The organism is Pyxidicoccus sp. M6, from assembly GCF_055568925.1.
The window spans coordinates 3067790-3079783 of the sequence record NZ_CM145714.1 but is presented as its reverse complement, the minus strand read 5'-3'; the positions used below and the strand labels follow the sequence as shown (position 1 = coordinate 3079783).

Below are 11994 nucleotides of genomic sequence, written 5' to 3'. Positions count from 1 at the left end.
TGTCGGAGGCCAGCACTCTCTAGACGCGTCGCGTTGCCTGTTTCCGGACAGTGGCGTACATCCTGGGAATGGCCTCTCCTACCCTGCACCAGCTCCTCGACGGCAAGCGGTTCGGCCTGGTCCTCTCCGCGGGCTACTTCGGCTTCTATGGGCACGCCGGCTTCCTCAAGGGGCTGGCGGCCTCGGGGCTCAAGCCCCAGGCGTACGCGGGCACGTCCGCCGGAGGCATGGTGGCGGCGTACGCGGCGGCGGGGATTCCGGTGCACGCGATTGAAGAGCTGGTGCTGCGGCAGACGCGCGCCAACTTCTGGGACCCGGACCCGATTGGCGCGGTGCTGAACGCGGACTCGGTGGGCCACGGCATGACGGGCCTGCTCAAGGGCGAGCGCTTCCGGCGGCTGCTGGAGGACACGCTGTCGGTGCGCACCTTCGAGGAGCTGCCATCCCCGCTGTTGCTCGTGGCCTCCAACCTCACGCTGGGGCGGCACGAGGTGTTCACCTCGGGCGAGCTGGCTCCGCGCGTCCACGCCACCTGCGCGTACCCGGGCCTGTTCCGCGCGGTGCCGCTGGAGGGGAACCTCTATTGGGACGGCGGGCTGGTGGACAAGGCGCCCGCGCTGTCGCTCAACGAGAGCGCGGTGGGGAAGGATTTGGACGCCATCCTCGTGCACTTCCTGCCCAGCCGGACGCGCAAGGTGGTGGGCGGACCCATGGCGTATGCGCAGGGACTGGCCTCGGGCTCCGCGGCGCTGAGACGGGACCACTTCCGCCTCCAGCTCACCGTGCTGGAGGCGCGGAAGGTGCCCGTCTACGTCGTCGTGTCCAACCTGCCGCCGGTGACGCCGACGACGATGGAGCGCGGCTTCGATGCGCTGGACCAGGCGCGGCTCGCGGCGGAGCGCGCGCTGGCCCGGCCTCCCGTGCCCTTCGAGCAGGCGGAGTGGTGAAAGCCCCTGTCGGCTTCAGGACAATTGTCAGACTTCAACTGGGATAAAATGACAGACCAGGAACGCAAGATGTCCGCGTGATTCGCGCTCCGCTTCGGGCAGGGCCCGGCGGCGTGGCGAATCACGGCCGTCCCCCTCGAAGTCGTGGAGGCAGTCCATGCCGACGTCGTTCCTCCTGTCGATGCGTCCCCCGCGTGGCGCACTGCTGTCCCTCTCCCTGCTGGCACTGGCACCCACCGCCGAGGCGGCACCGAAGCTGGAGCCGCGAGGGCTCGTGGCGAAGCACACCGGCCGCGAGCTGGCCGCGGACACGTACGTGGAGCGCATCGTGGTGAAGTTCCACGAGGGCAGCCGCGTGCGCCTGCGTGACAACCGTCTCGTTCCGCTCGCCACCGAGCGCGGCGAGGCGGAGCGCTCGCTGCTGGCCGGCCAGGGCCTGAGCGACGCGCGCCTGCGCGCGGATGCCGCCTCCGTGGAGGCCCTGCTGGAGCGCGCGCCGCGCATCGGCGCTCCCTCGCGCCTCTTCGACGAGGCCGAGCCCGTGCTCGAGGCGCGCAAGGCCTCCGGTGAGGCGCAGAGCGGCGTGCAGCTCGCGGACCTGAACCTCTACTTCGAGGTGCCGCTGTTGCCGGGCACCACGGCCGGCGCCGTGGCGGACCTGGTGGGCGAGCTCAACCGCCTGGAGGGCGTCGAGGTGGCCTACGCCGAGCCGCCGCCCGAGCCGGCCATGGTCAACTTCGGCATGGACGCGGCGGTGCGTAGCCTGCTGGCCGCGGCGGACATCCCGCCCACCACGCCGCTGTACCAGTCCAACCAGGGCTACCTGAACGTGGCGCCCGGCGGCATCGACGCCACCTACGCGTGGACGGTGACGGGCGGCAACGGCGCCAACGTGAAGGTGGTGGACATCGAGGGCGGCTGGCGCACCACGCACGAGGACATGCCGGCGATGTTCTACACGGGCGGCACGCAGTACGCGGACCTCGCCTGGCGCAACCACGGCACGGCGGTGCTGGGTGAGATTGCCAGCGTGTCCAACGCATACGGCACGACGGGCATCGCCAACGCGGCGCGGGTGGGCATCGAGGGCGTCGCGTCACAGAGCACCGCGAGCGCCATCTCCAAGGCGGCCACGGCGGCGGGCCTGGGCGGCATCATCCTCATCGAGCTGCACGCGGGCGGCCCGTCGGACGGCACGGCGTGCACGTGCAACACCAGCCAGTGCAACTACATCGCCATGGAGTACTGGACGGCGAACTACGACGCCATCCGCACGGCGACGGCCAACGGCGTCGTCGTGGTGGAGGCGGCGGGCAACGGCAGCGCCAACCTGGACGCCGCCGCGTACGGCAACGCCTTCAACCGCAGCGTGCGTGACTCGGGCGCCATCATCGTGGGCGCCAGCACCGCCACCACGCGCGTGCCCATGTGCTGGACCAACTACGGCAGCCGCGTGGACGTGCACGGCTGGGGTGAGAAGGTCTACTCCCTGGGCTACGGCAACGTCTTCGGCTCGGCGAACGGCGAGGACCAGTACTACACGTCCACGTTCAGCGGCACGTCGAGCGCCTCGCCCATCATCGTCGGCGCCGCCGCCAGCGCGCAGGGCGTGGCCCTGGCCAACGGCCGCCGCCTGACGAGCGTGCAGATGCGCGGCCTGCTGCGCAACAACGGCACCGCGCAGGCCTCCAGCTCGCAGCAGATTGGCCCCCTGCCGGACCTGCGCAAGGCGCTGCCCAAGGTCATCTCCGGGCAGTACTGAGTCAAGGCCCGGGCCCGCGTGCTTCGTGACGCGGGCCCGGTGCTGCTTCAGCGCCGGCCGTAGCGGCGGTGGTCCACCATGAGGCAGCGGTCCTGCACCACCTGGATGCCCGCCTTCGCGAGCTTCTCCGCCGCCGCGTCGTTGCGGATGCCGGACTGGAACCACACCGCCTTCGGCTTCTTGGCGATGATGTCGTCCACGTGCGCGTCGATGTCCTGTGGACGGCGGAACACGTCCACCACGTCCACGTCACCAGGCACATCCGCGAGCCGCCGGAACACCGGCTTGCCGAGGATGTGCGTCACGTCCGGGTAGTAGACGGGCACCGGCACCACGTCCACGCCGGCCTTCGCGAGGTAGTCCGGCACGTAGTAGGCCGGCTGCCCCGACTGCTGCTCCGTCTTGATGCCCAGCACCGCCACCCGCCGCGCGCCCTGCACCACGCGCTCCACGCCCGCTTCGTCCTCCACGAGGTTCTGTTCCCAGCTCATCGCGCCTCCTCCTGAAGTCCCTGCGCTCGCGACTCCGTGGTGACGGTCCACTGCGCTTCCGCCACCGTCGCCTTCACTGTCAGCTCCCGGCTCACCGGGACGAACCGGCCCCGCGCCACCAGTTGCTCGCCCTCGCACTTCACGCCCGCCGTGAGCTGCGGCCGTCCCGCCGTCGTCCACGCATCCGTCAGCTCCTCGGGCGCGTCCGCCGGCAGCGCGTCCAGACAGCGCAGGCTCAGCACCAGCGCGTCACCGTACTCGGTGTCACGCGTGCCCTGCACCGTGCGCTCCAGCACGTATGCCACCTGCGTCTCTCCCAGGGGCAACACGTCCACCGACCAGATGCGCTGCCCCTCGGTCAGGTTGCGCCGGAACAGGCCCGAGTAGCGCGCCTCCCACTCGCGGCGCGTCCGTGCATCCAGGGCCTCTGGCGAGAAGAAGCGCTCCAGCTCGGGCGCGCTCACGCCCGCTGGCACCACCTGATGCAGCGCCTCCTGCGCGGACTCGGGTGAGACGAGCTTCACGAAGGTGCCGTCCGCGGCCAGCTTCACGCGAAGCGTGAAGCGCGCGAGCACGTCGTCCACGAACGTGTCCACCTCTGCGGCCGCCGTGCCTCCATCCACCGCGCCCGCCGCGCCTCCACGCATCAGCCGCGAGCGGGGCACCACCTGCGCCAGCAGCCACCCACCCTCCGACGGCGTGAAGCGCGTCTCCGTGGTCAGCTCCGCCTCCTCGCGCACGGCCATGCCACCGCGCTCCACCATCTGCACGGCGCGCACCGTCTCGATGAGGACCCGGTCCACGGGAGGCTGGAAGTCGAGCCGCACCGGCGGCGGCCGCGCGGCCGCGGGGACCATCGGCGGCGGCGCCCTCCGACAGGCGGCAATCACGGACAGCATGAGACAGCTCAGCAGGAGGCCTGGACGCATGCGCCCGCGCACGCTGGCAGAAAGCGCCAGCGCCCGCGAGCGCTTCCTCATCCAACGGCTCGGTACTTCACGGGTGCCGCGTGTGGCCGTCGGGCGCGTTCTCCACCAAATCACGCCCGATGTTGCGCCGGTCCCTGTCCACCCCATCGTCGTCCTTCAACCAGGGCGCGCCGAACCGCCTCGCCGCCTCGGCCAGATCCCGCATCACCTGCTCGCGTGACGCGTACTCCGTCCGCGGCAGCGACTTGAGGACGTTGATGATGTCGACGGGAGCGCCGTTGTCCTCCGCGGCCCGAACGATCTGCTCTCGCTCCGCGGGGTAGTCCACCGAATCGAGGTGCGAGGTGATGGAGAGCCCGGGGTCTTCCGCGAGTCCGTATGCCATCGCGACTCTGCCTTTCTGCCCGGACACAAGGGTCCGGGCGCAGTGCTTGGTAGGAACAAAATGGGGATGCCCCTTGCGCGAAACCACCGGCCCCACATCCTCCCCAGCCCCTACCCGGCCAGGGGGCCAGCCGCCCTCGCCCCTTCCCGAGGTACAGTGCTCGCCGCAGCCCTGTTTCCGCCGGAGCCCCATTCCCCATGCCCGCCGCCCCCGTCCTGCTCGCCTGGCTGGCGCTCGCCAGCACGCCCGCCGTCCCGCCAACCGCGCCCACCGCCTCCGCCGCGCCCGCGCCCACCGCGGATGTCTACGCGCTCGACGATGAGGCCTTCGTGGCCCAGGCCCAGCGGGACCTCGCCCAGTTGGAGCGCTACGCCATGGGCCTGCGCGGCCTCCAGGAGTCCGTGAAGCAGGCGCGCGCCGTCTACCTCCAGAAGCAGAGCGAGCCGTACACGCCGGACCAGAAGCGCCTCCTGCTCACCACGTGGGCCGCCTTCTTCGACTACTTCGTCTCCACCGAGGTCATCCGTCAGCGCTACTGGGACTTCGTGAAGGTGCCCGCCCTCACACAGCCGAAGAAGCACGCCTGGGGCTTCCTCCTCACCCACGGCGCGCTCACCACGGAGCTCGCGCACGGCCTCACGTACGCGGACCTCGCCGGCGGCAAGAAGCAGCTGGAGGTGCTCCTCGACGAGCCCGCCCCCGAGTACGGCCTCCCGCAGCGCGCCTTCGCCCGCTTCAAGGAGAAGGTCATCCACGTGGCCACCACCACGCAGTTGATTACGGGTGACGGCTACAAGGAGCAGCTCCGTCCCCTGCTGACGAAGGCCGGCGCGCTGGACGCCCCGCGCGTGCCGTGGGTGCTGCAGGAGATGAAGGAGAACAGCAAGGTGGCCAAGGGGCTCCTCGTGAAGCGCGGCGCCACCCTCTTCGCGAAGGCGGCGGCGGACATCACCCAGGACTCCGCGCAGCGCGCCTTCTTCCCCGTGCAGCGCGCCGTGGCCGAGTGGATGGGCGACACGCGCGTGCGCCGCAGCGGCCAGCCGCTCATCACCCGCGAGCAGGTGCTCGCCGTGCTCAAGCGCATGGAGCCCGGCGACGTCATGGTGGCCCGGCAGAACTGGTACCTCTCCAACGTCGGCCTGCCGGGCTTCTGGCCGCACGCGGAGCTCTTCGTCGGCACGCCGGACGAGCTCGCCGCCTACTTCGACTCTGACGCGGACGTGAAGGCCTGGGTCGCCGCCCTGCCCGGCAAGCCCGCGACATTCACGGAGCACCTGGCGAAGACGTTCCCCGCCAAGTGGGCCGAGTACAGCGGCAAGGACGCGCACGGAGACCCCATCCGCATCATCGAGTCCATCAGCGAGGGCGTGTCCTTCACCGGCCTGGAGCACGGCATGCGCGTGGACTACCTCGGCGTCATGCGCCCGCGCCTGTCGAAGCTGGAGAAGGCCCGCGCCGTGCTGCGCGCCTTCACCTTCCAGGGCCGGCCCTATGACTTCAACTTCGACTTCTTCTCCGACCAGACACTCGTGTGCACGGAGCTGGTGTGGAAGTCCTACGCGAAGTCCACGGAGATGAAGGGCCTGGACGTCCCCCTGGTGGACGTGGCCGGCAGGCGCACCTTGCCCGCCAACGAACTGGTCCGCGTCTTCGACGCCGAGTTCGGCCGCGAGGACAGGCAGCTGGACTTCGTGGCCTTCCTGGACGGCCGGGAAGCAGAAGGCAACGCGAGGGAGGCGGACGCGTCCGACTTCCGTTACAGCTACCGCCGGGCCAAGTGGGACATCGCCCAGGAGTAGGCACGCATATGACGGAGCAGGTGGCCGAGGAGATGCTGGAGCTGTCGTCCCAGCTCTTCGAGCGGATGATTTCTCAACAACAGGCCAAGGTGATGCGGCTCGCCCGCGAGGCCGTGCCCAACATCACCCCCGAGGAGCTGCGCAATCCCCACGACTTCCCGCAACTGAAGGAACATCCTACATTCGAGTTCGAGGATGGAATCCTGTCGGGGCTGATTTCGGCCCAGGTGGCGTTGCGTGCGGAAATCAAGGGACGGCTGCCACTTGCTCCGCCTGCATTCTGACGGTCGCCTGCCTGCCTTTGCCGTCCGGCCCATCGTGGGTTACTGGTTCCGCCCGTGAGCATCCCCTCTGGATTCAGCCCGCCGCTGGCCCGCGAGCGCCTGGTGTCCGCCCTCGCCGCGGAGCCGCCCCGGTTGGATTTGGCGGCGCTCGCCATCGCCACCCTGGGCCGGCCCGGGCTGGATGCTCCCGGCTGTCTGCACATGCTGGACGTGCTGGCGTGCCGGGTGCAGGTGGAGGCGGAGCGGCTCAAGGAGAAGGGCGAGGCCCTGGCGCCCCTGCGCGCGCTGCGCCACGTGCTGGCGGACATCGAGGGGTTTCGCGGCAACGAGGAGGACTACCACTCGCCGGAGAACAGCTTCCTGGACCAGGTGCTGGAGCGGAAGGTGGGCCTGCCGATAACGCTCTCCGTCGTCTACCTGGAGGTGGCGCGGCGCGCGGGAATCTCGCTGTACGGCGTGCCCTTTCCCGGACACTTCCTGGTGGCGCACGACGCGGGGGACCACAAGCTCGTCATGGACCCGTTCCATCACGGGGACATCCTCACCGAGCACGGCTGTGAGGAATTGCTCAAGCGCGTGGCGCCGCAGCTCAAGTTCGATAGGACCATGCTGGCCCCCGCGCCGGTGGAGCTGATTACGTACCGCATGCTGTCCAACCTGCGGCGCGTGTACCTGGGCCGCGAGGACCCCGAGCGCGGGCTCGCGGTGGTGGATTTGCTGCTGCTGCTCGCGCCGGACCACCCGGGAGAGCTGCGCACGCGCGCGGCGCTGCTGGCCAACCTGGGCGCGTACCGCGCGGCGCTGAAGGACGTGGAGCGGTGCCTGGAGCTGTCCCCCGAGGCGCCGGACCGCGACAGGCTGGAGCTGACGGCCCGCGAGCTGCGCGAGCGCGCGTCCCTGCTCAACTGAAGCACCGACACGGGCCGCGGCCATGCGGCCCTGGAGAAACCCACGTGTCCCAGACGGTGAAGCCCTGGCTGCGACTGCGCCGGGGGTTGGAATTCGACTACCGCGTCCTCAAGGTTCGCGAGGACCGCTGGGCGGACCCGCGCACGAATCAGGAACAGGGCCGCGTGCTGGTGGACTGCGCGGACTGGGTGAATGTCATTGCCGTGACGCCGGAGGACCAGCTCGTGCTGGTGCGGCAGTTCCGCTTCGGCATCCAGGCCCCCACGCTGGAAGTCCCGGGCGGCATGGTGGAGCCGGGCGAGGACCCGGCGGCGGCCGCGGCGCGCGAGCTGGAGGAGGAGACGGGCTACGTGGCGGGCCGTGTGGTGCCGCTCGGCGCGGTGCACCCCAACCCGGCGCTGCAGCCCAACCGGTGCTTCAGCTACCTCGCGCTGGACTGCGTGAAGAAGCACGCGGGACAGCAGGACGAGGGCGAGGACATCGTCGTGGAGCTGCACCCGCGCGCGGACGTGCCCCGGCTGGTTCTGGAAGGACACATCACCCACTCGCTGGTGGTGGTGGCCTTCTTCCTGGAGCGGCTGCGCGCGGAGGCCGGAGGCACGAAGTAGCCACGCGTCCTCGCCGCGGCGCGGCGACGTCGCGGGATGAACATGGCGCGCGCGCAACGTCCGGGAGGCGTCGGTTGTGGCGCGCGGCCATGCGGCGATGTGGGGACCCCTCTCGTATCCTGTCTCCCCGGCGCCACACCGCCGGAGCACTCCAGGAGCCGCGCCATGCACGCACGGGGGGAGCAGGTCCGGGCCGTGCCGGAGCCCAGGCAACGCGTCATCTTCGAGCACACCGTGGATTGGTTGCTCCAGCCCTCGGTGCGCCTGCGCCTGTCTCCGGCCGCGTACAAGGCGCTGAGGGAGGCGGGGCTGGACCCGACGGAGCGGCTGAAGCCCGCCTACTCCTTCGAGACGTGGAGGCGCAGCCTGGCCATCATCGTCGCGGACCTGTACCCGGCCGTGCCCACGGGCGAGGCGTACCGGATGCTGGGGCAGATGCTGGTGAGGAGCGTGGAGCGCACCGCGCTGGGGCGCGCCATGGTGAGTATGGGGCGGCTGTTGGGGCCGCTGCGCTCGATGCGGCGAATCAATGAGACTTTCAAGAGCGCGGATAACTACGTGGAGTCCCGCTTCACGGAGCGGGGCCCCACGCACTGCGAGGTGTGGATCAACGAGGTGCTGGACCAGCCGGGCTACTACCAGGGCATCCTGGAAGCGTGCCTGGATTTGGCGGGCGGCAGCGACGTGCGCGTGGAGGTGCTCTCCCGCGACGGGGCGGGAGCCACCTTCGACGTGTCGTGGCGGTAGCGCGCGTCCTCAGCCGCGCCGCTTCCTGCGCTTCCCCTCGGTGACGATGGTCTCCAGGGCCTCGCGCAGCCCCTCCTCGTCTCCGAGGCGCCGGCCCCGGCTGCGTTGCGGAGGGGCCTTCAGTGGCGCGGCCACCGCCTTGCCTCGCTTCCCACCGCGAGCACCCGAGCCCTTGGCGTTCGCCGCGGCAGCACCGCGCGGGCGCTTGTCGCTCACCGTGCTGGCACCACGCGCACCCGCACCCTTGTTGCTCGCCGCGCCAGCACCGCGCAGAGCGGGGACGAGCGCCGTCGTGCTCCCGAAGTCCAGCTCGGGCTCGGCCCCCGCGTCGGGATGGACGAGCTCCGCCTTGCCGCCGTGCTGATGGCCGGGCACGGCCGGGGACGGGCGCGCACCGCGCGGGCCCGGGGCCTGCTTCTCGGGCGGGCGCTGCCACGTGCCGGAGCGGCCTCCGGCCTTGTGCTCGAGCTGCACCGCCTCCAGCACCATGCCCCGGTCCACGCTCTTGCACATGTCATAGACGGTGAGCGCCGCCGCGCACGCCGCGGTGAGCGCCTCCATCTCCACGCCCGTGCGGTCCACCGTCTTCACCTGCACGCGGACGGACAGCCCCGCCAGCTCCGGCGTCAGCGTCACCTCCACGCCCGCGAGCGCAATCGGATGGCACAACGGGACGAAGTCCGGGGTGCGCTTGGCGGCCATGATGCCGGCCAACCGCGCCGCCGCGAAAACGTCCCCCTTCTCCACCTTCCCCGCGAGGATGCGCTCGCGAGTCTCGGGCATCATGCGCAGGCGCGCGGTAGCGACGGCGACGCGCTCCGTCCGGGGCTTGTCTCCCACGTCCACCATCTTCACTTGCGCACCACCTTCGCCACCGCGCCGAGCAGGTCCTCGACGATGTCGTCCGGGTCCTCCAGCCCCACGGACACGCGGATGAGGTTCTCCTGGATGCCGGCCGCGGCGCGCTCCTCCGGCGTCATGCGGCGGGCGCTCGCGCTGGCCGCGTGCATCACCAGCGTGCACACGTCGCCGAGCGACGGGCCCGGCCTGCATGTCTTGAGCCCCTCCAGGAAGCGCATCGCCTCCGGCCGGCCGATGCCCTTGATTTCGAAGGCCACCATGGGCCCGCCGCCCGTGAGCAGCTCCTTCGCCACCGCGTGGTCCGGGTGCGAGGGCAGCCCCGGGTAGATGACCCGCTCCAGCAGCGGCGAGTCCGACAGTCGCCGCGCCACGTGCGCCGCATGCTCGGCATGGGCCTTCATGCGCACCGGCAGCGTGCGCAGGCCGCGCAGCGTGAGCCACGCCTCGAAGGGCCCCAGCACGTCACCCGCGAGGATGCGCGCCGAGCGCAGCGGAGCGATGCGCGCGGCCGAGCCGCTCACCGTGCCGCCCAGCGCGTCACTGTGCCCGTTGAGCCACTTGCTCGTGGACTGCACCGCGTAGTCCGCGCCGAAGTCCAGCGAGCGCTGCCCCGCGGGCGACGGGAAGGTGGCATCCACCACGAAGGTGGCGCCCACCTCGTGACTCACCTTCGACAGCACGCGCAAATCCGGCACGCGCAGCAGCGGGTTGGTGATGCTCTCCGCCAGCACCATGCGCGGGCGCAATTCGCGGATGCGCTCGGGCGTGCGCGCGTCCGTCATCAACAGCGGGTGCAGCTCCACGCCCAGGGTGGCGCACAGGTTCTTGTAGAGCAGCCGCGTGACGCCGTAGCCGTCCGCCGGCATGACGAGCTTGTCCCCCGACCTGAAGCCCTGCGCCTCGAAGACGGAGCGCAGCGCGGCCATGCCGCTGGCGTAGGCCACGCAGCCGTCGGCGCCCTCCAGCGCGGCCACCGCCTCCTCCAGCAGCGTCGTGTTCGGAGCGCTGATGCGGGCGTAGGCGTAGTCCTTCCCGTCGAGCGCGCCGTCCAAATCATCGCTGCTGTCGAACCAGTTCACCGCCGCGGGGTAGATGGCCGGGGAGACGGGCACCGCCTTGCTGCCCGTCAGCCGGCTGCCGGCGTGCACCGCCACTGTCTTCTGCTTCTTGCTCATGGGTGGGCTTGCGTCCTTGCTTCGAATGGCAAGGCCGGCCCGACAGTGTGGGCCGGCCTCGTGGAGTGCATCGCCGGTGCCGCGGGTGCTACTGCCTACTCGCCGTGCTCGATGAGCCAGCGCTCGGCGTCGATGGCCGCCATGCAGCCGGTGCCGGCGGCGGTGATGGCCTGGCGGTAGTAGCTGTCCTGCACGTCGCCGCAGGCGAACACGCCCTCGATGTTGGTGCGCGTGCTGCCCGGCACCGTCTTGAGGTAGCCGCCCTGGTGCGTCTCCAGCACGCCCTGGAACAGCTCCGTGTTCGGCGTGTGGCCGATGGCCACGAAGAGGCCCGTGACGTTGAGCAGCTTGCTGTCACCCGTCTTGAGGTTGCGCACCACCGCGCCCGTCATGCCCTTGGGCCCGCCCACGACTTCCTCCACCGCCGAGTCCCACATGAAGGAAATCTTCGGGTTCTGCTTCGCGCGCTCCTGCATCACCTTGGAGGCGCGCAGCGTGTCGCGGCGGTGGATGAGGGTGACGCTCTTGACGATTTTCGCCAGGTACGTGGCCTCCTCCATGGCCGTGTCGCCGCCGCCCACCACGATGACGTCCTGGTTCTTGTAGAACGCGCCGTCACACGTGGCGCACGCGGACACGCCCCGGTTCTTGTAGGTGTCCTCGCCCTTGATGCCCAGCCACTTGGCCGTGGCACCGGTGGAGATGATGACCGTCTCCGAGAGGTAGCTCACGCTCTCCCCCTCGATGCGGAAGGGGCGCTTCGAGAAGTCCACCTTCACCACGTTCTCCATGTGGATGACGGTGCCGAAGCGCTCGGCCTGCTTCTGGAAGCGGTCCATCAGCTCCGGGCCGGTGATGGCCTCCGGGAAGCCGGGGTAGTTCTCCACGTCCGTCGTAATCATCAGCTGGCCGCCGGGGACGCGCTGCGGGTGGTCCAGCGTGGGGCCACCGGCGAACACGACGGGCTGCAGGTTGGCACGCGCGGCATAGATGGCCGCGGTGTAGCCCGCCGGCCCCGAGCCGATGATGGTCACCTTGTTGAGTTTCTCCTCCGCCACCTGATCCTCCCTGTCGTGTTGAAGCCGCGAAGGTACCAG

12 protein-coding genes and 1 pseudogene are annotated in these 11994 nt (G+C 70.5%); 7 read left to right on the top strand and 6 right to left on the bottom strand.

All coding sequences use genetic code 11. The annotated features are described in order from the left end of the window. The first annotated feature begins 68 nt into the window (after positions 1-68). Both ACVTJA_RS12880 and ACVTJA_RS12875 read left to right on the top strand, forming a co-directional pair. A complete protein-coding gene (locus ACVTJA_RS12880; protein ID WP_465836655.1) occupies positions 69-947 on the top strand; it encodes a patatin-like phospholipase family protein in 879 nt (292 codons plus the stop codon). 157 nt (positions 948-1104) lie between these two features. Next, a complete protein-coding gene (locus tag ACVTJA_RS12875) occupies positions 1105-2709 on the top strand; it encodes a S8 family peptidase (RefSeq protein WP_465836654.1) in 1605 nt (534 codons plus the stop codon). A gap of 47 nt (positions 2710-2756) precedes the next feature. Here the strand turns inward: ACVTJA_RS12875 and ACVTJA_RS12870 are convergent, their stop codons facing one another. The 3 genes from ACVTJA_RS12870 to ACVTJA_RS12860 form a co-directional block, all read right to left on the bottom strand. After that, entirely contained in the window at positions 2757-3200 is a 444-nt protein-coding gene (locus ACVTJA_RS12870; protein WP_465836653.1) for a CoA-binding protein, read from the bottom strand. Beyond that, a complete protein-coding gene (locus ACVTJA_RS12865) occupies positions 3197-4057 on the bottom strand; it encodes a hypothetical protein (RefSeq protein ID WP_465836652.1) in 861 nt (286 codons plus the stop codon). The genes ACVTJA_RS12870 and ACVTJA_RS12865 overlap by 4 nt, the downstream gene beginning before the upstream one ends. A 139-nt stretch (positions 4058-4196) precedes the next feature. After that, entirely contained in the window at positions 4197-4514 is a 318-nt protein-coding gene (locus tag ACVTJA_RS12860) for a DUF2795 domain-containing protein (protein WP_465836651.1), read from the bottom strand. Positions 4515-4711: 197 nt separating this feature from the next. Between ACVTJA_RS12860 and ACVTJA_RS12855 the strand changes: the two genes are divergently transcribed. From ACVTJA_RS12855 to ACVTJA_RS12835, 5 genes are all read left to right on the top strand, one after another. Next, positions 4712-6313, top strand: a complete 1602-nt coding sequence (locus ACVTJA_RS12855; RefSeq protein ID WP_465836650.1) for a YiiX/YebB-like N1pC/P60 family cysteine hydrolase — start codon at positions 4712-4714, stop codon at positions 6311-6313. Between the two features lie 8 nt (positions 6314-6321). Continuing rightward, the gene (locus tag ACVTJA_RS12850; RefSeq protein WP_465836649.1) at positions 6322-6597 is read left to right on the top strand and encodes a hypothetical protein; all 276 of its coding nucleotides are present in this window, start codon (positions 6322-6324) and stop codon (positions 6595-6597) included. A gap of 84 nt (positions 6598-6681) precedes the next feature. After that, a complete protein-coding gene (locus ACVTJA_RS12845; protein ID WP_465840374.1) occupies positions 6682-7506 on the top strand; it encodes a SirB1 family protein in 825 nt (274 codons plus the stop codon). 44 nt (positions 7507-7550) lie between these two features. After that, a complete protein-coding gene (locus tag ACVTJA_RS12840; protein ID WP_465836648.1) occupies positions 7551-8114 on the top strand; it encodes an NUDIX hydrolase in 564 nt (187 codons plus the stop codon). A 165-nt stretch (positions 8115-8279) separates the two neighbouring features. Further along, a complete protein-coding gene (locus ACVTJA_RS12835; RefSeq protein ID WP_465836647.1) occupies positions 8280-8861 on the top strand; it encodes a DUF2378 family protein in 582 nt (193 codons plus the stop codon). A gap of 390 nt (positions 8862-9251) precedes the next feature. Here ACVTJA_RS12835 and moaC read toward each other — a convergent pair. From moaC to trxB, 3 genes and pseudogenes are all read right to left on the bottom strand, one after another. Then, positions 9252-9716 (bottom strand): annotated as a pseudogene (moaC, locus tag ACVTJA_RS12830) (cyclic pyranopterin monophosphate synthase MoaC); the annotation flags it as partial. Next, positions 9713-10897 carry a trans-sulfuration enzyme family protein gene (locus tag ACVTJA_RS12825; protein ID WP_465836646.1) on the bottom strand — a complete coding sequence of 395 codons (1185 nt, stop codon included), beginning with the start codon at positions 10895-10897 and terminating at the stop codon, positions 9713-9715. The gene ACVTJA_RS12825 and the pseudogene moaC, both read right to left, overlap by 4 nt. A 95-nt stretch (positions 10898-10992) precedes the next feature. Further along, positions 10993-11955, bottom strand: coding sequence for a thioredoxin-disulfide reductase (gene trxB, locus ACVTJA_RS12820; RefSeq protein ID WP_465836645.1), 963 nt, complete (start codon positions 11953-11955; stop codon positions 10993-10995). Positions 11956-11994 lie beyond the last annotated feature (39 nt).

Coding starts and splice junctions, on each gene's coding strand:
- ACVTJA_RS12850 (WP_465836649.1), top strand. CDS start 6,322: ATGACGGAGCAGGTGGCCGAGGAGATGCTGGAGCTGTCGTCCCAGCTC.
- ACVTJA_RS12855 (WP_465836650.1), top strand. CDS start 4,712: ATGCCCGCCGCCCCCGTCCTGCTCGCCTGGCTGGCGCTCGCCAGCACG.
- ACVTJA_RS12865 (WP_465836652.1), bottom strand. CDS start 4,057: ATGGTCCCCGCGGCCGCGCGGCCGCCGCCGGTGCGGCTCGACTTCCAG.
- ACVTJA_RS12880 (WP_465836655.1), top strand. CDS start 69: ATGGCCTCTCCTACCCTGCACCAGCTCCTCGACGGCAAGCGGTTCGGC.
- ACVTJA_RS12860 (WP_465836651.1), bottom strand. CDS start 4,514: ATGGCATACGGACTCGCGGAAGACCCCGGGCTCTCCATCACCTCGCAC.
- ACVTJA_RS12835 (WP_465836647.1), top strand. CDS start 8,280: ATGCACGCACGGGGGGAGCAGGTCCGGGCCGTGCCGGAGCCCAGGCAA.
- ACVTJA_RS12875 (WP_465836654.1), top strand. CDS start 1,105: ATGCCGACGTCGTTCCTCCTGTCGATGCGTCCCCCGCGTGGCGCACTG.
- ACVTJA_RS12870 (WP_465836653.1), bottom strand. CDS start 3,200: ATGAGCTGGGAACAGAACCTCGTGGAGGACGAAGCGGGCGTGGAGCGC.
- ACVTJA_RS12825 (WP_465836646.1), bottom strand. CDS start 10,897: ATGAGCAAGAAGCAGAAGACAGTGGCGGTGCACGCCGGCAGCCGGCTG.